Genomic DNA, 21,432 nt, shown 5'->3' on the forward strand with positions numbered 1-21,432 from the left:
GGCCGCAAAACCCGGCGTCACCTCATCAGTTCGGCGAACGTGGTCTCCATCCAGGCCTCGGCGGCGGTCAACCGAGCAGCGACTCCCTCCGTCCACGCCGCATCGGCAGCCAGCGCGGACCGGGCGTCGGCGAGCAGTCGGCGCCAAGGTCCGGGTAGCTTCGCCGCGCTTGTAGTCGGTCAGTCCTGAACACACGTTGTGCGCGGCGAACGCGGTCGGGACGCCGTCGCCGAGTACCTCGCTGGCCAGCAGCCGGGCCCGGTTCAGTGCGACCGGGTTGCGTTTCTACGGCACCAGGGTGCTTGGCGCGAGCAAGGCGTTGCTGTCCAACTGAATCCACGGCCTGGCGTGGTGGTACTGGGCGTGCACGTCCTACAGGAAGGTGCCGATCGACAGGGCCAGGGTCATCGCGCAGGACGCCGCCTCGAACCCGACGTCGATCAACGGCAACTGGGCGGCATCGAAGGAGTTCTGGACGGGCTCGTCGAATCCGAGCAGTTCGGCCAGTCGGGCCCCGTTGACCGGGAAACCGGACGTCGCCAAAGCGGCGGCACACAGCGGGCAGCTGTTGACCCGCGGACATGCCTCGCCGAATCGGGCGGCCGATCGATACCTGCCCGGCGACGGCATTCATCAAAAGATGGTTGGCCTGGTCCGGGCTGTGCGTGCCGCAACCAGACGCATTCGGGCCGATCACATGGACCGTCATACTGCCCCAGGGAATCCCCTGTGCTCCCCAGATTCTTTCCAGAACACCGAGTCCACGTGGTCCGGCGCCGACAACGCCAACCGAGATGTTCATGAGTTCCCCTGATGGCGAAGCGGTCGGGAATCCGCAGCATGCCACTCGAGACTCACAGTCAACCACCAGTCATTCCATGCGAATTAGGATGAGCTCAAGCATGGGTAGCCGTCAAGAAAAGCCTTGACCGGGCACGTGATCAGCCCGTTGACGTCGACGAGCAGAGGTTCACCGCCGGACCGCATCAGCCATAGCGATACAGCTGAGTTGGGGTCGTTGGCGCTGTCCAGGCCAAGACGATCCAGGTGTTGCCCGAGCGGTCACGGAGTTGGAGCGGCAGTTGGCGCAGGACTCGTCGACGCCCTACCAAGATCCAACCTGGCCAAGCACGGGTTGCGGCGCAGGTTGCGTTCCTTGACGCGTACGGGGTCCTGAAGGGCGGAGTATCCACGGAGGCAACCGGTGAAGAGGCCCACGTCACAAGGGGGTTGGTCGATGACGGGGACGGCGGCGCGAACGAGGGGCGGCTAGAGCCGTCCAGGGGGTGGCCGGCGCCGTCCGGACGGCGTCTGGCACTGACGGCCGTCCGGACGTGTAGCGGGCGCTACGACCGCGTCGTAGCTCCCCGATGCTCGTCGGCCCGTGCGCGTCACCGTCTGGCGCGCGAGCGGCTGCGCATCGGGAAGACGTACCACCAGGCGGCGAACCAGGCCAGAGTCAGCGCCGCGAGGACGGAGGCGGTCCCCCGCCCCAGGACGACGTCGAAGATGAGCAGCAGTGCGGTCACTATCGACGCCATGAGCAGCGTGAGGCCGGCGACGGCAAGGCGACTGGCCAACTTGACGAGCTCTTCCCGCAGCCCACGATTGAGGAGCAGTCGGTGGATCGGCGCCGGGGCAATGAGCATCGCCGTCGCGCCCGCGGCGAGTAGCAGGGCGGTGAGGTAGAGACCACGCTGGAAGGTGCCGAGGGCCTCGAAACGCGGCGTGAACGCCATGGCGAGGAGAAAGGCCATCAGCATCTGAACGCCCGTCTGAGCAACTCGGATCTCCTGGAGGAGTTCGGCGTACTCGCGGTCCAGGTGGGCCCGATGAATTTCTCCTGAGGAGGGTTGCGCGCTAACCGGATCAGGCACGGACTCGTCGGTGGACACCTCGGCTATCGTTTCTGCGACTGCCATCACGGCTCCTATTTCTGGGGAATTCGCTGCCGCCCGTTCTTTGGAGCGCCTACGGCCAGATGCACACTCGGTGATGAAGCGTCTGGCCAGCTGCTCCAACCTCAAGAACGCAAAGCGACACGCGCAGGTTCACCCCATGTTCGCTTTCCGGCCATACAGGTAAAGGTTGCGTCGACCCCCCGGAATTGCTAGCTCAACCCGTCGGTCACCAACGCGGCGCCAATGTCGCCGCAGGTGCGTGCTCGGCCTGGTCGCCACGTAGTGTCCACGGCTTGCCATGGCCGGGTGAACAGATCGGATCCTCCCAGCCGTAGAGGAATAGGGATCCCTTTTGCGGAAATGCCAGAGATTCCCGACACCAGCGTACTCGCGTGGCGTCAGTCCGCAGTTGCCGCGCCCTCGCTTCGCTCACTCGGAAAGGAATCCGACATGACGCAACGCCCGCCCGACACGTCCCTGTTGTCAGCGGCGTGTGCCGATGCTGATCCCGAGCTCTTCTACCCGCCGACGTATGCCGGACCGTGGAGTGGACGCATTAGGGCAGCCAAGATCATCTGCTCGACGTGCGCCATGCGACTCGCGTGCCTGAGGCAGGCGCTCCGGGACTCGGAGAACACCGGCATATGGGGCGGGCTCACGCCGGAGGAGCGGCGCAAAGTCCGTCGGGATCGGCCCGATGTGTAGGGCACGGACGAGCTGCGGAGCACGCGCCCGCCGCCGCGGCGGCGGGAATGGACGGCCTCCCGCCGAGGGCTGACGGCATCGGGGATCAGGCCGCGTAGGCCATTCCACAAGCTTCCAGCACCTGCCTGAAGGCTCGTACCGCGTAGAAGTTGCGGGACTTGACGGTGCCGACGGGAATTCCGAGGGCCTCGGCGGCCTGGGCCATCGAGCGGCCCTTCATATGCAGTTCGACCAGGATCTCACGCTGCTGTGGCTGGAGCTCCTTCAGTGCCACCTGCATGTCATGCGCGAGGAGCACGCCGTCGTAGGGGTCGGCTCCGTTGCGGCGCTGCTCGGGAATCTCGTCGGTGGTCGTCTGCGGACGGGCCGCCTGCATCCGGAAGTGGTCGATGGCGATGCGCCGGGCAACGGTGAACAGCCACGGACGCGCATGCTCCGGGCCGCTCGCAATCGCTTCCGGGTGCTGCCATGCGCGCACCATCGTCTCCTGAAGGATGTCCTCAGCCCGCGCCCGGTCCCCCTTGGTGATCTTCATCAGAGCGCCTCGCAGATAGCTGCCATGCAGCCGGATCAGCTCAGCCAGCGTCTCGTCGTCGAGCGTGACCAGCTCGGTGGACTTCTTGCAGCTCTTGGTCGGCGCCTGCATGTCGCTCATGCCCCCTGGGAATTGGCCCTGTCGATTCCGGTGTCAACAGACTGTCCGCTGCGACCAACACGGCCCCAATGAAGCACCAACGCCGCCACGTGGGCGGCGTTGGTGCCGGTCGGCATTCCGTGCGTCGGGGGCTCCCCGAGCGAGCAGCTACGTGACCAGCCGCCGACGGGTGTGGATCAGCCGTGGACCGCCCGTTCCCACACCTTGTAGGTGAAGGCGTGGCGGAAGCCGCAGCGCCCATAGATCTCGGACGCTCGCGTCGAACTCCCGCCGTCCGCGAAAAGCACGACCCGGGGGATCTGCTGCGTCTGGAAACGGGCGAGGGCGCATCGCACGAGGTACTCGGCAACCCCCTGCCGTCGGTACCCCGGCCGGGTCCCCACCACCTCGATGAAGCCGACGGGTTGTGCTCCCCCGTCGTCCCGGAGTCCGGTGTTGCCCAGCAGCACCCCGGCCACGCCGCCGCGTCGACTGGCAATGAGCTGGATTCCGCCGGAGACCTCCGGCAGCCGGGCCTGCCAGCGCCGGACCGTCCAAGACTGGTAGCCGCCCCACTGGTCGGCCAAGGAGTCGTTGATCGCACCGACCCAGGTCGGGTCCGGGTGGATGAGGTCCGCGTAGTCGGCGACCTCAAGGTCGGGGTGGATCGGCTGCGGGTGCGGGCCCGTGAGCACGCAGTCCATCCGCAGCAGCCGGCGCGCCTCGGTGAATCCCGGCGGGGCGGGGAACGTGCCGCCACGCAGTGTCCGGATCTTGCGGCCGCCGTGGAGCCGGGCCGTCGTCGCCGCGGCCCAGTCGGTCAGGGGCTGCTGCAGCGCGGCGTCCGCGGCGACGATGTCCGCGAAGACCGCCTCGGTGGACGGTGGCCCGGCCAGCCCGAGGGGGCCGAGCGAGACGAAACCGGTGATCCGGTCCGCGTCCCGCAGCACGCCGGCACACGCACGGTCCGCGGCGAGGACGGCGTCCAGCCGTTCCGGCGTCGGGGCCGCGTCGAACTGCCCGGCTCGCCAGGCCGCTTCCAGCAGCCGGAGCACCGCTGGAAGGTCGTCGGGTGTGACCGGTTGGAGTTCCGTAGGGGTTCCGATTATCCGTGTCACTGTCAACTCCCCTTTTCTGCCCGTCTCTTCAGCGGTGGTGCCGTCGGGCAGGCTTCGAGGCCGCCTGCCTTGACGCGCCCATCGCGCCGGTGTCCGGGATGCGGATGGCGGTGCCCGCGGGCGGGCGGAGCAGGCGTGGCAGCCTGAGGTTCACCAGCGATGCGGCTCATGAGCGGGCGGTCCCCACGGGGCGGTGGAGACCGCGGCCACCGGCTCGGGATGAGTTTCGCACTCCCGGATTCCTCCTCCGTAGGACAGGGCTGTTCGCTCTTTGGCAACGGGTTCCGAATTTCGGAGATCTGATGCCGATTCACCTCCCGTTTACCGAAGGTAGGTACGCTCAACACGCCCGGTCAAGGGACTGGATTCGGAGAATCGGTGAAGTATGGACGATGTCGACCGCGCGATCGTGCACTGCCTGCGGCGAGATGCCCGGATGTCCAACGTCGCGCTCGCCCGAGAGCTGGGCGTGTCCGAGAAGACGGTGCGCAACCGCATCACCCGCCTGCTGGGCAGCCGTGCCGTCCGGCTCGACGTCAAGGTGACGGAGGACGGCCGGCCCACCCGCTTGTTGCTCCTGGTGCAGGCGGAACCAGGGCGCCGTTTCGAGGTCGCCCGAGCGCTCGCCGAGCGCGTCGAAGTGGATCACATCCACCTGACGACCGGCGCCTACGACATCGCCCTGGTGGCCTCGTTTCCGGACGGCGCGGCGGCGTTGGAATTCGTCGTCCGCGCGGTCGAGGGGCGGGCGGACGTCCAGAGTGCGGAGTCCTGCCATCTGATCTCCGAGGTCCATCCCACCGGCGAGTCAGGGTCCGCGACCGACAGTCCGGCCGTCGACACCGAGCTGATCGGCGCGTTCCTGCTCAGGCGGCCCGGCTTCGCCACCTCCCGGCACCTGCTCGACGAAGCGTGCGCACTCGCCCTCGACGGGCTGCACGCAGACCGAGCGCTCGCCTCGATCTTCGCCGGGCCTTCGCCGGCCGACGGGCTGCTCGCCACGCGGTATCGCGGGTTGTCCCAGGCGTACGTCGCGGAGACCATCCGACGGGCGGAGCGCGAGAAGGTGACCACGGTGGTGTCCCGTGTCGTCGCGACGGGCCGGCCTGCGCTCATAGCGGACTGCCGCACCGATCCCTTGATGGCGTGGGCGGCGGACCTGGTGCTCAGCGAGGGGTACATCACGCTCCTGACCGTGCCGATGATGCATGGCAAGCGTGTCGTGGGAGTCCTCTCCGTCTATCTGGACAAGCCCACGCACGTCAGCGACAGCTACGTGGCCACCACCCAAGCCCTGGCCGATCACCTGGGCATCGCCTGGGGCCGGTTGGACGCGCCGTCGGCGCCGTGAACGCGCTCGGGCCACCGGGCACGCGGGTCTTCCCTACGCCTCCCGCTCGTCCTGCGCGTCCGTATCGGCGGGGACGACCGGAGCGACCGGGACGGACCACAGCGCGACGGCTGGGGAGGTCCGCTCGACCGTCCAGCTATCGGGCTCTCCCTCGGACAACTCTTCCGCGACCGCACGCTGCACGTCGGCCTCGTGGTCTCGTCCGAGTCCCTCCAGCAGGTCGGCATACCAGTGCGTGGCGCTCACGAGATAGCCGAGGTAGTCGTACACCCGGCACAGGTGGATGCTCTCCCGAAGGCGCTCTTCCGCCTCCGCCACCGCGCCGAGCCGGAGCAGGGCCTCGCACAGTGTGAGCAGCGCCGCCAGGTAGGCCCGGCACACCGGCTGCGCGGACAGCAGGGCCACCGCCTGTCTCGCCGCATCCCTGGCCTCGTCGAAGCGGGCGCCCTTGAGCAGCGCATACGCCAGGTTGTTGAGGGTCAGCGCCTCGGCCGGTATGTGGCCCAGTGCCCGGCTCTCGGCCAGTGCCGACTCCAAACACGCCAGGCCCTCGGCGTCCTCGCCGAGCGTGATGTGGATCAGCGCGACGGCCAGCCCACTGCGTACACGGACCAGGCCGAGCGGCAAGTCGCGGGCGAACCGTAGCGCCGCGCGCAAGTGATGTTGTGCCTCCGGAAGACGCCCACGGGCCTGCTGAGCCGAGCCGACCGCATAGTGCAGCCTGGTCAGCGCGTAGGGGTCCGCCAGGTGCTCGGCCGCGCCCAACCCCGCTTGCGCGCACTCCAGCCAGGTTCCCGGGGCCTCCCGCGCCAGGTAGAGGTTGACGCAGTTGTCCGCGAGTTTCCAGGCGGCCTCGTATTCCGATGCCTTGGTGGCGTGCCCGATCAACGACTGAACGGCGCTCTCCTCCTCGCGGTACCAGGCCAGGGCCTCGGCCGCGCAGGCGAACCGCGGTACGGCCTCAGGCGGCACACCGCCCGGGCCGAAACCGACGTCCGCGCTGCTTCGGGTGAAGGTGCCCGCCTCCGCGGTGGCCGCAAGGTAGTAGTCCAGCAGCCGGGTCGTCGCGCGGCCCCGCTCGTCGTCTCCCACCTCGCCGTCCAGCAGCTCGCCGCAATAGAGCCGCACCAGGTCATGCCAGCCGAAGCGCCCCGGGCTGGCCTCCTCCACGAGGTGGTAGACGCCAAGAGTGCCCAGCGCCTCGTGGGCTCGCGGCGCGCCGCACCCCAGGAGGGCCGCGGCCGCCAGAGCGTCGATCTGGGGGCCGGGGTGCAGCGCGAGCAGGGTCAACAGCCGGTCGGCGTCCGGCGCCAACAGCCTTCGCGTCGCGCTGAGGGCCGCGGCCACGCCGTGGTCTTCCGCCATCCGCAGCATGCCCAGGCGCTGCCGCTCGTCCTCAAGTTCGGCAGCCAGGTCCGCGATCGACCAGTTCGGCCGGGCGGCCAGCCGGGCACCTGCGATGCGCAGCGCCAACGGAAGCCTGCCGCACAGCTCCAGCAGCCGGCGCGCCGCACCTGGTTCTGCGGCGACGCGGTGGGCCCCGGTCATGGCTTCGACCAGCTGCAAAGCCTCATCGCGGGACAGCGTCGCCAAGGCCAGCGGGGCGACCCCGTCCAGGATCACGAGGTCGGCCAGCACGCTGCGGCCGGTCACCACCGTGGCGCAGCCGGAACCGGTCGGCAGGAGGGGCCGGACCGACTCCGCCGAGGGTGCGTTGTCCAGGACGACGAGGAGGCGCAACGGCTGGGTGATGTCGCGGAAGTACGCCTGCCGATGGCCGATGTCCTCGGGTATGCGGGCCGCAGGTACACCGAGCGCCTCCAGGAACCCGCTGAGTACGGCGGCGGAGCTCGTCGGCCCGCCCGGGTCGAAGCCGCGCAGATCCGCGAAGAGTTGGCCGTCCGGGTAACGTTCCGCCACGCCATGGGCCCAGCGCACCACCAGTGCCGTCTTGCCCACCCCGGCGGGACCGGTGACCAGCGCCATTCCGTAGCCGTCCCGGGCGGCGTCGCACTCCCGGTCCAGCCATGCCAACTCCGCGGACCGGCCCACCAGTTTGCCGGGGAGCCGGGGCAGCTGACGGGGGATCACACAAGGCGTCGGGCGTCGATTTCCCGGACTTTGTTGCGGGCTGTGCCGAGCGCCGGCCGCGGGGCCGGGGGCGGCCGTGGACGTTGAGGGCCGGTGCCGCTGCTGTGGGGCGGCGGGCGCGTCGTCGTGTCCGCGCAGTACCGCTTCGAACGTCTTCAGCAGTCTCTGCCCCGGGGCCACGCCCAGTTCGTCCCGCAACCGTTGTCGCGTCTCGTGGTACACCTCCAGCGCCTCGGCCTGCCTGCCCTCCTGGCTCAAGGCCCGCATCAAGGCGCCCGTCAGTGGCTCGCGCAGTCTGTTGGAGGCGAGGGTCTCCTCCAAGAGCCGCACCACCGCGGCTCCCCGTCCGGACCGCAATTCGTGCTCCGCCAGGGTCTCCACCGCCCACAGGCGGGCCTCGTCGAGCTCCGCGCCCAGCGTGCTGCGCAGCTCCCCTTCCGGTACCCCCGTCAGCGCGTCGCCCTGCCACAGTCCCAGAGCCGCCCGCAGCAGTGCCGCCGCGGGCTCGTCCTCCGGCTCCGCGTCGGCCGCGGCGACCAGTCGGCGGAACTCCTCCGTGTCCACCGCAGCGGCAGAGCCGCGCAGCACGTACCCCGCCCCCTGGCGAAGCACGGACCAGTCGCTGCCCTCCAGTGCCTTGCGCAGTCCGGCGATGTGGCCCTGAAGCGCCTCCCGGACCCGTGGCGGTGGCATACCGTCCCACACCATGTCGAAGCACCGTTCCAACGGCACGACGTGGTTCACTCTCGATGCCAGGAGAGCCAGGACCGCCGACCGTTTTCCTGCGGTGACGGCACGCTCCCTCCCGTCCACGGAGGTCAATCCAACCCGGCCGAGCAGCACGATCCGCACACGTCACCCCCAAGTGCGGACCAAGATTCCTGTTCGACTCGTCGGCGTCAAGGAGGCCGCCGGGGTGATCACCGCCGCATTGCGGGCCGTGCCTTCCGCTGGGGATCACCAGCGCACGGGGAGTTCCTTCAGCCCGTGGACGCTCGCGGGCTCACGGAAGGCGAGTTCCTCGAAGGGCACGGCGAGCCGCAGACGCGGCAGCCGCCGGAACAGCGTCTCAAGGGCGATTTCGATTTCGAGCCGGGCGAGCGACGCTCCGAGGCAGTAGTGCGGGCCGTACCCGAGAGCGATATGGCTGGCGGTGCTGCCCGGTTCGCCGCCGAGGAGTTCGCCCGCGTTCTCCCAGACCCGGCCGTCGCGGTTGGCGGCGGGCAGCACCACCAGTGCGCCCTCTCCGGCGCGGATCGTCCGGCCGTCGATCACCACGTCTTCGGTGGCGACGCGCCCTACGCCGTGGTGGCCCACGGGCGACAGATAACGCAGGAGTTCGGCGGCCGCTTCGGCATACCGTTCCGGGTGCGCCCGGAGCTCTGCCGCCTTCTCCGGTTCGCGCAGCAGCGCCGCCACGGACATGGCGATGGCCTCGGCCGTGGTGTCGTGGCCGGCGACCAGCAACGTGCGGCACATGGAGGCCACTTCGGAATGCGTCAGGTCCGCACGCTCGACGAGGAGGCTGACGACGCGGTCGTCGGGAGTGCGCAGTTTGCTGACCGCGAGACGTTGCAGATAGTCGTGGAGGTCGGTCCAGGCCGCCAGCGTCTCGTCCTGGGTGGCGTTCCATCGCAGCATCGCCTGGCTGGTGCGCTCGAAGTACGCGTGGTCCTCGTAGGGAACTCCCAGGATGTCGCATATGACCAGGGAGGAGAGGGGCAGTGCGAACTCCTCGACCAGTTCGGCCTGCCCGCGCGGTGCGATCCGGTCGATGCGCGCGTCGGCGAAGGACTGGATCTTCGGCCGCATTTCCCGGATGCGGCGGGCCGTGAACCATTTGGTCAGCATCCCGCGCTGCCGGGTGTGTTCGGGGGCGTCCATCCGCACGAAGCTCGGCTCGCCCTGGAGCAGGAAGCGCTGCCGCTCGTTGGCCATGGGAAAGCCCGGGGTGCGCACGTCGGCACTGAACCGCGGGTCGGAGAGGACGAATCGGGCGTCGGCGTGACGGGTGATCAGCCACGCCTTCCGCCCGTCGTAGAGCGTCACCTGCGTCAGCGGCAGCTCGTCGCGTGCCGTCTCGTACGCGGGGGCCGGTGCGAAGGGGCAGCCGCCCCGGGGCGCCGGGAAGGGGAGCGGGTCGGACGCACCGGGTGTGGAGGTGGTGGTCGTCATCGTGGGGGCCTGTCTCTCCTTCCGTGTCGGTGGTTCTGCGCGGAACCGTGGGGTCGGTCCGGACATGTCGATCATGCCTCTCCTCAGCCGTTGTGGCAGGTGATCTGGATCTGGGCGGCAGCGTGGTGGGGGGTTACTCCTTCGGCCCAGTTGTTGTCGCCTCGGTCGAGCAGCATCACGGCGAGCTGCCCGCCGTGGACCTGGAAGGGGCCGGCGGGGACGGGCTTGCCGGTGTTGTCGGCCTGCTCGACCTGGAAGGTGTCGTACTTGGAGTCCTCGGAGTTCGGGTCGGAGAGGACGGCGTACGTCGTGGGGTGTCCGCCCACGTCGTTGTTGTTGGCGTCGTCCGGCACGTAGACGGCCAGGTCGCAGTTTTGGGCGTCCCCCACCGACCACCACCAGACCGCGCGGCCGTTGCCGTCCTGGTTCGGGTCTCCCGACATCGGTACGGCGGTGAAGCTTCCGTCGCAGCCGTTGTCGGTCAGGCCGCCTTGTTTGACGGTGTACCAGGCGTTGTTGCTGTCGTCGCGGTTTTCCTCGCGGTAGCCGCCGCCGTCCGGGGCGGGGCAGCCGGGGCCCGCCCAGGCGGTGTAGGAGGCGTTCGCGGTCGACGCGGCGTTCGCGGTCGAGGAGGGGTCAGGGGTGGCCGGAGCGTGGGGGGCCGGGTGAGCCGCGGCCGGGGCCCGCCCGGCCTGCCGGGCGACGTGGAGGAGCCGGAAGAGGTCCGGTGCGAAGACGACCGCGGTGGCCAGTGACCCGGCGAGGAAGGTCGCGAGCCACACCCGGCGGCCGGGCAGGAGATGCCGGACCGACGGGCGGTTGTACCGCGCGAAGGTGCGCGCGAAGCCTTCGCTGCCGGGGCGGCTGGGCGGGGGCTTGAGGGTGACGGCGGTGTCGGGGAGTGGTTCGAGCGCGAGGGATTCGGGTCCGGGCATGGCGGTGCTCCTAAGCGGTGGGCAGGTCCTCGGCCTTGAGCAGGACGAGGTCGGCGTCGCCGGGCGCGTCGAGTTCGGCGACGCGGTATGCCTGACGCTCCGTCATGGTCTGGAAGGTCTGGCGCGCGGTGCGGCCGTTGCCGAACCGGCGATCACGCGGGGTGGCGTCGAAGAGCTGGTGCAGCGCCTCGCGCGCCGATTCGGTGAGCTCGTAGCGATGGTGGGTCGCCTGGCGCTCGACGATGGACACCAGCTCCGGCGTCTCGTAGTTCTCGAACAGCAGGGTGCGGGTGAAGCGCGAGGCCAGGCCGGGGTTGGAGTCGATGAAGGTCTCCATCTCCTCCGAGTAGCCGGCCACGATCACCACCACGGCGTCGCGGTGGTCCTCCATCAGCTTCACCAGGGTGGCGATCGCCTCCTGGCCGAAGTCGTTGCCGATGCCGGGCGGGACGAGCGAGTACGCCTCGTCGATGAACAGCACACCGCCCATGGCCTCTTGGAAGACGCGCTGTGTCTTGGGGCCGGTGTGGCCCACGTACTCGCCGACCAGGGAGGAACGGTCGGCCTCGACCAGGTGGCCGCGCTCCAGCAGGCCGACCGCGGCCAGGATGCGGCCGTACAGCCGGGCGACGGTGGTCTTTCCGGTGCCCGGGTTGCCCGCGAAGACCAGGTGCCGGCTGAGCGGCGGAGCGGGCAGGCCCATCTCCTCCCGCCGCCGGACCATCTGCATCAGCTTCACCAGCGACGAGACATCGTGCTTGACGCGCTCCAGGCCCACCAGTTGGTCCAGTTCGGCGAGCAGGTCGTCCAGGCTCTCCTCGGGCGGGTCATCGGGGGCCGCGGGGGCCGCCGGCTCCGGCTGACCCGCGGAACCCGCGGCGGGAACGGCACGCGTCGAGCCGCCCGGCTGGGGCCACCGGGCGGACTTCACCTGCTGCGAGGTGCAGTCCTCGATGGTCGGCTCAGCACCGTCCGCCAAGTCGAGGTCCTGATCGGTGTGCTGGACGCGCAGGCCGCGCAGCACCGGCTTGGCCCCGGAACCCACGTGGACGGCGGGGAATCCGGTGGACGAGATGGTGCAGCCCTCGAAGGTGCCCCGGCCGCGCTCGTCGACATACAGGCCGTTCTTGCCGCTGCCGGCCACCGTGGTGTCGGTGACGGTCGGGTCGGCGTCGCCGCCGACGACCAGCCCGCTGCCCTGGGTGTCGCGTACGGTGCAGTTCTCCACCGTGGCGTTGCTGCCGCCCTCGATCACCAGGCCCGCCGTGCCGGTCTCGGTGATGCGGCAGTTGCGGAGGATGGCGGTCGATCCGCGGCTGAGCGACATCCCGGCCCGCTCGACGCGCCTGATGTCGCAGTCGGCGAGCAGGAGGTCGCCGGACGAGGTGGTGGTGACGCCGCTCCTGCCGCGCAGGACGGTCAGGCCGTCCACGGTGGCGGTCGCCTCGGCCTCCAGGTGCAGTCCGGACATGGCGCAGTCCACGGTCCGGCCGCCGAGCAGGGACAGTTCGGCCTGGTCGGTGGCCCGGACGCCGTGCTCAGGGGTGGGCCCGACCCGGATCGTCTCCAGGGTCGCCCGGGCCTGCCCGCCGAGGTGCACGGCGGTGAAGGCGCAGTCCGCCAGGGCGCTCTCCGCCAGCTGCAGCTGTGCACTGTCCATCGCCAGCACGCCGTTGGCAGCGCTGCCCCGTACCGAGGTGCCGCGGACCGAAAGGCGCGCCCGGGCGCCGGCAAACAGGCCGGAGCCGCCGGGGCGGGAAACCTGGCAGTCCACCACCTCCACCCCGCAGTCCTCGGCCGCGGTGACGCCGGAGCCGGCGGTGTGCCGTACCTGGCAGTCCCTCAGCAGCACGTCGGCGTCGCGGGACACGGCCACGCCGTCGCCGCCGGTGCGCAGCACCTCGCAGCCCACCAGCACCACGCCGCCCTCGGCCGCGCCGGGCCGCTCATGGTCCGGGCCGACCCGTGGCGAACTGCCGGTGACCTGGACGCCGTCGCCGGCGGTGTCCCGCAGCCGGCAGTCGAGCAGCAGTACGCTCGCCCGCTCCTCCACCAGCAGTCCGTTGCGTCCCGCGCCGACCGTGTCGCAGTCGCGGAAGGCGGCTCTGGCCTCGCCGCGCACCCTCAGCCCCGAGCCGGTGACGCGGCGTACCTCGGTCTCGGTGAGCGTGGCGGCCGCCTGACCGTCGACCACCACGCCGGTGCCGTCGATGTCCTCGATGGTGCACTGCTCCAGGACCACGGGTCCGCTGGTGGTCAGATGCACCCCGGCCAGCGCGGCCCGGTGAATGCGGCTGGTGCGCAGGAGGGCCGAGGCGGATCCTGCGACCTCGATCCGACCGCCACTGATCTGACAGTCCGTCAGTTCCGCCGAGCCGGAGAGCATCACGACGGCGGGCCTGGCGGGATCGGCGCCTTCCACGACGATGCCGTTCAGGACCGCGTGCGGAGCAGCCAACTCGACGACGGGTAGGCCGGGTTCGGGTGTGGTGAGGCGGACCGTGCCGGTGCCCTGCTCCGGGAGCAGCGAGACCGAACGGTCCAGCAGGACCCGCTCCCGGTACGCGCCGGGGGCGAGGCGGATCTCGTCGCCGTCCGCGGCGGCGCTCAGCGCCTGGGCGATGGTGCGGTGTGCGCCCCGCCCTTTGGGCGCCACGAGCTGGACCCGGGGGGTCATGATGCCTCCGTGAGGTCGGGGGAGTTGAGGAAGGTGTCGGGGATGTCGGCTGCCGTCCGGGTCGGGACGTCGACGGGGGGCGGGATGTCGGCGGGGGGCCGGGCGTCGGCGGGGGGCGGGGGCGGCGGAACCGCCCGGCTGGAGCCGATGTTGACCGCGTTGAGGAGGGCCCGGGAGATGCCGGACTGGATGGTCGAGAAGCCCAGGCCTGCGAACTGCTCGCCGACGCCGCCGCGGTGGTACCACCGCGAGCCCTCGAATGTCTTGAGGGCGTTGCCGGCCAGGCCGACCGTCACTCCGGTCACCGCGGTCCCGGCCGCACCCCAGCCGCCCGCCAGCGCGGCGTCGGCACCGGTGAGTTTCACGCCCTTGACCCCGAACACCGCGGCGTTGACGGTGTTGCTGACGAAGGAGCTGAGCGTCGAATTGACCACGCCGGTGCTGATGTCGTAGGTCGCGGTCCGCCAGCGCACCGGGAACTCGTGGGAGGACCACTCGCTGCCCCAGTCATCCACCGAGGCGTAGTTGTGGCGGTTGTAGTTCTTTCCGAAGTCGACGTTCCACGTGCCGTAGCGCACCTCGCCGATCGGAGTGCGGTCGTGCAGCACGGTGTTCAGCGTCCGGAAGGCGCCGCCGACCATGCCGCTGACCAGGGACTTTTCCACGTCCTGGAGGGTGAACTGCTTGTGGTTCACCAGGTCGTCGGCGCCGTTGACGATCAGGCTGGAGACGAAGTCGGTCGCGAAGCCGGCGCCGAAGTCGATGCCGGCCTTGCGGACCGTCTTCTCGAAGTTGGACATGAAGACCGACTCGCCGCCGCCCGGGGCCAGCCCGGTCCACTGCTCGTGCCACGGGTCGCGCATCTGCCGGTAGAAGCCGCGGAACTCGCTCGCTCCGCCCTTGAAGGTCATGTCGCGGCCGGCGAATCGCCAGCCCGTGTCGCCGGGGTTGCCGACGTTTCCGTGCACCGGGTCGACCTTGGGGAACTGCCGGAACTCGCCGAAGGTCTTCGCCGCGCTCCACTGCCCGAAGGCATCGGTCTCCCAGACCCGGCCGGAGATCGTCTTCTGGGCGACCAGGTTGCCGTTCTGGTAATCGCGCCACTGCCCCCACAGGTGGTCGGTCTCGCGGTAGCGGCCGTTGATCCCGGGGACGGCCGTCTTTTCGCGGACCACCTTGCCCTGGTCGAACTCCTTCCAGACGTTGTTGTCGACCCCGTTGACCGTCCGGGTGGCGGTGCCGTGCGGATTGGCGTTCGCGATCGTGGTCTGGTCGAACTCCCGGATCCGGCCGCCGTTCCTGGTCCGGGTGACCAAGCCGTCCACCGCGTCGGTCCAGCGATCGCCGCCCGCTTTACCTGCGTAGATCCGGTGGCCCTCGGTGAGCACGTTCCCGTTGGCGTCGAACTCCTTGACCCGGAAGATCGGGGCGGTGCCGCGGGGACCCGCGTCGGTGGTGACGTCGGTCCAGTGATTCGGGTCGAAGACGTTGCGCTCACGCACGAGGTTGCCGTTGCGGTCGAAGTCCTTGAACGAGTCGTCCCAGGTGGGCGAGTGGGCAGAGCCGCGGTTGTTCAGACGCTTTCCGCTGTCGGCCACCGCTGTCGGATTGTTCTGGTCGTACGAGGTCCAGGTCCAGTTGTTCTTCCGCGGATTGCCGTGGCTCTCGACGTAGAGGTTGTCCCAGTGGTCGCGCCGGCCGGTGATCTGGTTCAGGTCGTTCTTGTCCACCCAGACGCCCCGGTTGTCGTCGGGCGCGTTCCGCAGCGGGAACTCGTCCTTGTACTCGCGCCACCCGCCGTCCTGAGAGCGGTGCATGACGAACTCGCGGTTGTCCCCCGCGTTGGTGAAGGTGTCCTTCCAGTTCCCGTTCGCCTCCACGTGCCGGGTGCCGTTCAGGGTGCCGTCCGTGTAGCGCCAGTTGACCGTGTAGGCGTGGTCGCCCCCGGGCGCCGGGCGCGGCGGGGCGGCCTCCCAATGGGTGCCCGTGACGTCCTTGCCCAGCTCGACGATCTTGCCGTTGTCGAGCTTGCGGGTCCCCCGGACGACCCGGCCGGCCTGGTCGATGTCCGCCCAGCTGCCGTCCGGGGCGGTCTTGCGGATACCGGTCAGGGTGACGTTGCCGGCGCCGTCGTGCTCGGTCCACCTGAAGACCTGGTTGAGCGAGTCCTTGGTGAACGTGGAGTTGGCGAAGCCGCCGTGGAACGTGTCCAGCCCCGCCTCCCTGTGCCACCACGCGGCGGGGATCCGCTGCTCGGCGATCCGGCGGACCTCCAGGGTGTTCCCGTTGGCCAGTGCCTCCTTGCTCGCCGTCGGCTTGTTCTGGACGCTGAACTCCTTGTACGCGTTGTCGTCCACATGCGCCAGGTTGTTGGCGTCCACCGTCATCCCGTACTCGCGGAACTTTCCGGAGAGGTCGAAGTTGCTGCCGAAGCCCTCCGGGAACTTCTGCTGCGCGAGGTGCGTCGTGCCGGTGGTCGGATCGACGTAGTGGTCCTTCCAGCCGTTCCCCAACAGCATCTGGCGATTGCCTGACGCGACCTCGGTGCCGTTGTTGTCGAAGCGCTGCCAGGTCCAGTGGCCGTCCGCGCCCTTCTCCGAGCGGATCCAGCCGCCGTTGGAGAGGGTGTGGTACTGGCGGCTGTCCGCCGAGCCGTGGAACATGTTGCTTCCGCCGACCCTGGTGTCGTGGATGGTCTGCCGGTCCGGGTCGAAGATCCGGTCGCCGTGCCTGACGGCGTTGCCGCTGGAGTCGAACGACATCCAGTGGGTGGCCTTGCCGGTCCCGCTCGCGTCCACGTGCAGGACGCGGTCGCCGGAGAGGCTCTCGCGCTGGAACTGGATCACACCGTCGCTGGTGATCGTCAGGCGGTCACCGACCCGCTGGGGCCGGCCGGTCGTAAACAGGCCCCGGTCTCGGACACCGTGCCCGTCCACCTTGAACGCGGCGCCGTTGGCGTGGTCGACCAGCCAGTACTTCCCCGTGGGACGGCCGTCGGCGTGGATCGCGATCCGCTCCGCGCTCAGGGTTCCGTCCTGCCCGAACACCTGATAGTCGTTGCCGCGCACCGCGTGGGTCGGTTGAGTGACGGTGTACTCGCCGGACACCGCGTTGTGCGTGACCCGGAAGTCGGTGTCCACCACACCGGTCCCACTGTTGGCCAGACTGTGCCCGGTCGCGTTCCCTGCCGCGTCGTAGTCCGTCGTCAGGTGGGTGTTCTGGCCGGTGATCCCGTTTCTGAGGTTCAGCGGCACTTCCTCCCGGGTCAGCCGGCCGTCCGTGGTGTAGTGCCAGACATTGCCGTGCGTGCCGGCCGCGGTGTTCTGTCGGAGTTCGAAGCCGGTGACGTTGCCCCGGGCGTCGGTGACCGGGGTGACGGTGTGACCGGTCCCACCGGGGGTCCGGTAGGCGGGGGCAGGCCCGCCGTGGTCGACGATGATGTGGCTGTGACCGGCGGGGTTGGCGCCGTTGCCGGCGTTGAGGTTGATGCGCTGACTGTTCAGGCTGCCGTCGCCGCCGAAGTTCCAGTGGTTGCCGGTGGCGTTGTGGGTGACGGTGTGGCCTGCGAGCGGGGTGCCGTCCGTCCCGGCGCCGCCGCGCGGGGCCACGTCGTAGCCGCCCACCGCGGCTCCGTTGCGGTCGACCAGCGTGTAGTTGGTGCCCCCTGGGGTGTGGGTCTCGTGAATGAACCTGCTGCCGTCGGGTCCGTGCCCGTCGAGGGCGAGCGCGTGGGTGTTGACGGTGCCGTCCGGGTTGATGTGCCAGACGTGGCCGCCGGGCTCGGTGATGGTGTGGCCGCCACCGAGGCCGCCCGCCGCGACGTCGTGCCTGAGGACGCGCGCGCTGTCGTCGTTCGTCAGCGTGAGCGTGGCGCGGCCGTCGCGGCCGTAGCCGGTGCCGATGTGCCAACCGTCCGGCGGGGTGATCCCACCGTCGCGCAGGGCCGTTTCGTGCATCTGCAGCGTGCGGTCGGGGGCGTAGTGCCACTTGTCGCCCGCGATGTTCTCGACGATGTGCCCGCGGGTGGGGCCGGCGTCGGTGACGCTGTGTCCGGCGACGGCTACTCCATTGGCGTCGGCCAACGTGAGGTTGGTCGAGCCCGGCGTGGTGCGGATGTGGGTGGCGGTGCCGCCGGGGGCCGGGCCCGGGCCGTGCGTCAGCTGCTGATCGAAGTGCTGGAGCGTGCCGTCCGCACCGTAACGCCACCTGTCTCCGGCGGCGTTGGTGAGGGTGTGCCCGGTCCCGTCGGAGGCGAGGGTGTGGGTGCCGACCGGCGCGCCGTCGCGGTTGAGCAACGCGTGCTCGTTCGTGGCCGCGTTGGTGCGGATGCCGGCGACGCCGTCCGGGGCCCGCATGCCGCGCAAGGTGACGTCGCTGTGCTGGAGCGTGCCGTCCGCGCCGTAACGCCAACTGTTGCCGGTCGCCCTGTCGGTGAGCGTGTGCCCGGTGGCATCGCTGGTGAGGCGGTGGGTGTCCACCGCTGCCCCGTCGCCACCGACCAGGGAGCGGGCGTCCATGGCGTCCGTGCGGATATGGGTGACACCGGCCGGGCCGTTGGCGCCCAGCGAAAGGTCGTGGTGCTGGAGCCTGCCGTCCGCGCCGAAGCTCCAGCGGCTGCCGGTGACGTTGTCGGTGACGGTGTGCCCGGCCGCATCGCTGACGAGGGTGTGGGTGCCGACCGGTGTCCCGTGACCATCGACCAGGGAGGCGGTGCCCGTGGGGTCGGTGCGGATGTGGGTGATGCCGGTCGGGGAGTTGGCGCTCCGCAGTTGGAGTTCGCTGTACTGGAAGTCGCCGTTCGCGGCGTAGACCGAGCTCGGCCCACCGTCCCTGGTGATGACGAGGGTCCCGTCCGGGTTGCGGGTGACCGAACTGCCCGTCACCACTTCGGCCCGGTCCATCAGCAGGGTACGGTCGTTTGCGGCATTGGTCGTGATGCTCATGTCGCCGAACTGGCCACCCGTGAGCCGGACCGGCCGCTCCGGCTGCATCATGCCGCCGAAGGCGCGGAAATCGTCGGGCGAGCGGGTCACCATCATCGCCTGGAGGTCGTGCTGCATGACCTGCGGGTTGATCCCCATGGTCTCCAGGGTGTGCTCGGTGTTGGCGACCTTGAGCTCGGCCTTGCTCACCTCCAGCTTCGCTTGCGCCTCTTCGAGCGAGACGCCCTTGGACGATTCCCCGGCCGTGCCGAGCGTCGGGTCGGCGCCCTGGATCTCCTTCAACGTCCGCTGGGACTGGCCTAGTTCGCTGAGCGACTGCTCGTAGTTGGACCATGCCTGGACACGCGCCAGGCCCTCGCTGTCGGCCTTGCCGCCGGAGATGATCTCGAACCGCCCCCTGCGGCCGGCGTCCATGTTGGCGGCGGAGGTCTCGCCCTTCATCGTCCAGCCGTTGTCGGGCACCTGCGTCGGCTGGAGAGCCTCCTTGCCCTTGTCCAGGCTCTGCGCGGTCTCCAGTGCGCTGTTTGTCTCGGTTCCGGCCGGGGAGTGGCCATGGTCCAGGAGCTCCAGGGCAGGGTTGGCCGGGCCGGGCTCGGGGCGAACGGCCACCAGTTGCTCGTCGAGGGCCGAGAAGGTGTGGCTGCTCTCGGATCCGGCGAGGTCGAAGCCCGTGACCTTGGCGCCGGCCTGGTCGAGTTCCCCGGCGGCCGACACCCCGTCCGTACCCGGTGCCTTGATCGCGGCCTCCTTGACGACGGCGGACTCGTCCAGTGCGTGCGAAGCCGTGCTGGAAACCGAACTCGGTTTGACGGCCGGCGCCTTGAGGGATTCCTTGCCTCCGAGCAGGTTCATCGCCAGGTCGCGCGAAGCGGTCGGGTCGTGCGTCAGGGCGGTGGTCTCGACGGCCTTGAAGCTGCCGAGACCCGCGTCCCCCTTGGTGCCGACTGCGGCGCTCCCCCCGGCGGTGTCGACACTGTGCGTCGTGAGGGCACTCCCGCCGACGGTTTCGACGCCGTGCGTCGTGGTGGTGCTGCCCAGGGTGGGGTGCACGCCCGGCGAGACCGCCGGGGGCTCCCCGATCTGGAGGGTGATGCCGTTGTGGCCGGTACTGACGATCCTGACATCGCCATCCGAGAGGGCCTTCAACTCCGGTATGCCGAACTCGAACGCGGAGTCGGCGTGCTTGGTCGCGCCGTGTGCGAAGCCGAGTCCGTCTCCGACGCCGGCCGTGTTGATCCCGCCGATCTCGATCTTGCTGGGGAGCAGCGTCGAGTGCTGCGTCATGTCGAGGCCGTGGAAGCCGAGCGACTGGCTGCCGGTTCCCACCGACTCCACGTGCGTGGACGGCATCGACAGGTCATGGGAGCCGAGCGAGGTGATGCCTGGGGAGTCCAGAGAGGTGGACGGCACCAGCAGACCGCCGTCGGTGCGGCTCAGGCCGGAGAATTCGTCGAGCGCGTGCAGCTTGTCCGTGGCGTTCAGGCCGTGGCCCACGTCGCCGAGGCCGCTGCTGACGCCCTGCAGGGGCTGGATTCCGTTGCTGCCCAGGGTGAGCGGACCGTTCTCGGTCAGGTGCGTGAACGTGCTCGTGGTGAATCCGGCGTTGTCGAGGTGGAGTCCCGGTCCCGACAGGCCGGCGTGCATCTCCGTCGGGGAGACGAGGGATGACGTGGGATGGTTCAGTTCCAGCCCGGCGTGCGCGACCTGGCCGACGATGAGCTTCTCCAGACCGGGCTGGGCCAACCCGAATCCGCGTTCAAGCACCGCGAGCTTGAACGCACCGCGGTAGCCGACCGTCGCGATTTCCCCGTAGTGCAGCGGCATGAGGGCGCTGACCGCGAGGTCGAAGGCCCGGCCGCCGAGGGTCAGCACATAGGCGCCGACCTTTCCCATGGTGCCCGTGGCGAACCAGGTGCTGAGGAAGAAGTCCTGCTTGACCGCGAGGGTGAGGCTCTTCCACTGGCTGGCGACGAACCCGCCCGCCGTGGCGAGTATGGCCGGTACGGCCCGCAGGCCGGCGGCGATCGCGCCGGGGATGGCCTTGATCGTGCTGAGGATCAGCTTTCCCACGCCCGCCGGGTTGGTGACGATCTGGTAGAAGCCCTTGGCGGTGGCGACCACGGCCGTCTTGGCGGCGATTCCCAGGGCTTTGGCGCCGGCGCCGATCCCCTTCAGGACGCTCAGGAAGCTGATCGCCTTGGTCGTGGGACCGAGCAGGCCGAGGACGGACAGCGCGAGTTCCACACCCGAAGCCTTGCCCTGGGCGAAGTCGACCGCTGTCTTGGCGAACAGCGCCGCGTTCATCGCGAACGCCAGCAGGCCCAGCGGGCCGCCGACGAAGATCGCCACGACCGAGACGGCGATCGCCATGTAGCTGAAGATCTCCCAGAAGATCTTCCAGCCGCTGACCGGGAGTTTGACCTTCTCCCCCGCCCGGCGCACTTCGCCCTCCATGGCGCGGTTGGCGGCGAGGAAGTCGAGGCGGGCGTCGGTCGCGTCCTTCTTGGGTCCGGCCAGCTGGGTCTGGTGGTCGTCGGCGTTCTTGTCCAGGGCCTGCGCGGCCGTCAGCGCGCGATCCGCCTTGGACTGGTACTCCTCCATCTTGGTCTTGTAGGCGCTCATACCGGCGGAGGCGATGGTGAAGGACTCCGACAGCGCGCTGATGAACGTTTTGAGCTCACCCGAGATCTTGGCGCGCAGCGCGTCCGCGGTCTTGCCGACGAACTTCCCCTCGCCCTGGTTGAGCAGGGCGGTCAGGCCGTCGTTGACGTCGTCGGCGAGTTGCTTCAGGGTGTCCATCTTGTTCTGGATCTCCTGGATCACGGTGGTGTCGCCGGGGGTCGGGTCCTTTCCGAAACCCAGCACGCTCCAGTCCCCGCCGCGCGCCATCGCGCCTCCCCTG

The 21,432-nt window shown here is 69.8% G+C and carries 11 protein-coding genes and 1 pseudogene; 2 read left to right on the forward strand and 10 right to left on the reverse strand.

Annotated features, from left to right (window positions below; all coding sequences use genetic code 11):
* Positions 1–372: 372 nt before the first annotated feature.
* From ABD385_RS29695 to ABD385_RS29700, 3 genes and pseudogenes are all read right to left on the reverse strand, one after another.
* Positions 373–543, reverse strand: coding sequence for a hypothetical protein (locus ABD385_RS29695; RefSeq protein ID WP_344581871.1), 171 nt, complete (start codon positions 541–543; stop codon positions 373–375).
* 73 nt (positions 544–616) lie between these two features.
* Positions 617–802: pseudogene (locus tag ABD385_RS41420) on the reverse strand (FAD/NAD(P)-binding protein); the annotation flags it as partial.
* A 589-nt stretch (positions 803–1,391) separates the two neighbouring features.
* Positions 1,392–1,922 carry a DUF6328 family protein gene (locus ABD385_RS29700; protein ID WP_344581873.1) on the reverse strand — a complete coding sequence of 177 codons (531 nt, stop codon included), beginning with the start codon at positions 1,920–1,922 and terminating at the stop codon, positions 1,392–1,394.
* A gap of 429 nt (positions 1,923–2,351) precedes the next feature.
* Here ABD385_RS29700 and ABD385_RS41425 point away from each other — a divergent pair, with 429 nt between their 5' ends.
* Positions 2,352–2,606, forward strand: a complete 255-nt coding sequence (locus ABD385_RS41425; RefSeq protein ID WP_425585509.1) for a WhiB family transcriptional regulator — start codon at positions 2,352–2,354, stop codon at positions 2,604–2,606.
* A gap of 85 nt (positions 2,607–2,691) precedes the next feature.
* Here the strand turns inward: ABD385_RS41425 and ABD385_RS29705 are convergent, their stop codons facing one another.
* Positions 2,692–3,261, reverse strand: coding sequence for a sigma-70 family RNA polymerase sigma factor (locus tag ABD385_RS29705; RefSeq protein ID WP_344581875.1), 570 nt, complete (start codon positions 3,259–3,261; stop codon positions 2,692–2,694).
* Positions 3,262–3,437: 176 nt separating this feature from the next.
* On the reverse strand, positions 3,438–4,358 hold the full coding sequence (locus tag ABD385_RS29710) for a GNAT family N-acetyltransferase (protein WP_344581877.1): 921 nt from the start codon (positions 4,356–4,358) through the stop codon (positions 3,438–3,440).
* 385 nt (positions 4,359–4,743) lie between these two features.
* Between ABD385_RS29710 and ABD385_RS29715 the strand changes: the two genes are divergently transcribed.
* Positions 4,744–5,709: an AsnC family transcriptional regulator gene (locus tag ABD385_RS29715; RefSeq protein ID WP_344581879.1), complete on the forward strand. Its 966-nt coding sequence runs from the start codon at positions 4,744–4,746 to the stop codon at positions 5,707–5,709.
* 33 nt (positions 5,710–5,742) lie between these two features.
* Here the strand turns inward: ABD385_RS29715 and ABD385_RS29720 are convergent, their stop codons facing one another.
* The 5 genes from ABD385_RS29720 to ABD385_RS29740 all read right to left on the reverse strand — a co-directional run bounded on the left by ABD385_RS29720 (position 5,743) and on the right by ABD385_RS29740 (position 21,419).
* A complete protein-coding gene (locus ABD385_RS29720; protein ID WP_344581881.1) occupies positions 5,743–8,493 on the reverse strand; it encodes an AfsR/SARP family transcriptional regulator in 2,751 nt (916 codons plus the stop codon).
* Positions 8,494–8,757: 264 nt separating this feature from the next.
* Entirely contained in the window at positions 8,758–9,975 is a 1,218-nt protein-coding gene (locus tag ABD385_RS29725) for a cytochrome P450 (RefSeq protein WP_344581883.1), read from the reverse strand.
* 83 nt (positions 9,976–10,058) lie between these two features.
* On the reverse strand, positions 10,059–10,910 hold the full coding sequence (locus ABD385_RS29730) for an adhesin (RefSeq protein ID WP_344581885.1): 852 nt from the start codon (positions 10,908–10,910) through the stop codon (positions 10,059–10,061).
* Positions 10,911–10,920: 10 nt separating this feature from the next.
* Positions 10,921–13,587, reverse strand: a complete 2,667-nt coding sequence (locus tag ABD385_RS29735) for a right-handed parallel beta-helix repeat-containing protein (RefSeq protein WP_344581886.1) — start codon at positions 13,585–13,587, stop codon at positions 10,921–10,923.
* The gene (locus tag ABD385_RS29740) at positions 13,584–21,419 is read right to left on the reverse strand and encodes an RHS repeat domain-containing protein (RefSeq protein WP_344581888.1); all 7,836 of its coding nucleotides are present in this window, start codon (positions 21,417–21,419) and stop codon (positions 13,584–13,586) included. The genes ABD385_RS29735 and ABD385_RS29740 overlap by 4 nt, the downstream gene beginning before the upstream one ends.
* Positions 21,420–21,432: the final 13 nt, after the last annotated feature.

This window comes from Streptomyces lunalinharesii (assembly GCF_039532155.1).
In the GTDB taxonomy this organism is placed as follows: domain Bacteria; phylum Actinomycetota; class Actinomycetes; order Streptomycetales; family Streptomycetaceae; genus Streptomyces; species Streptomyces lunalinharesii.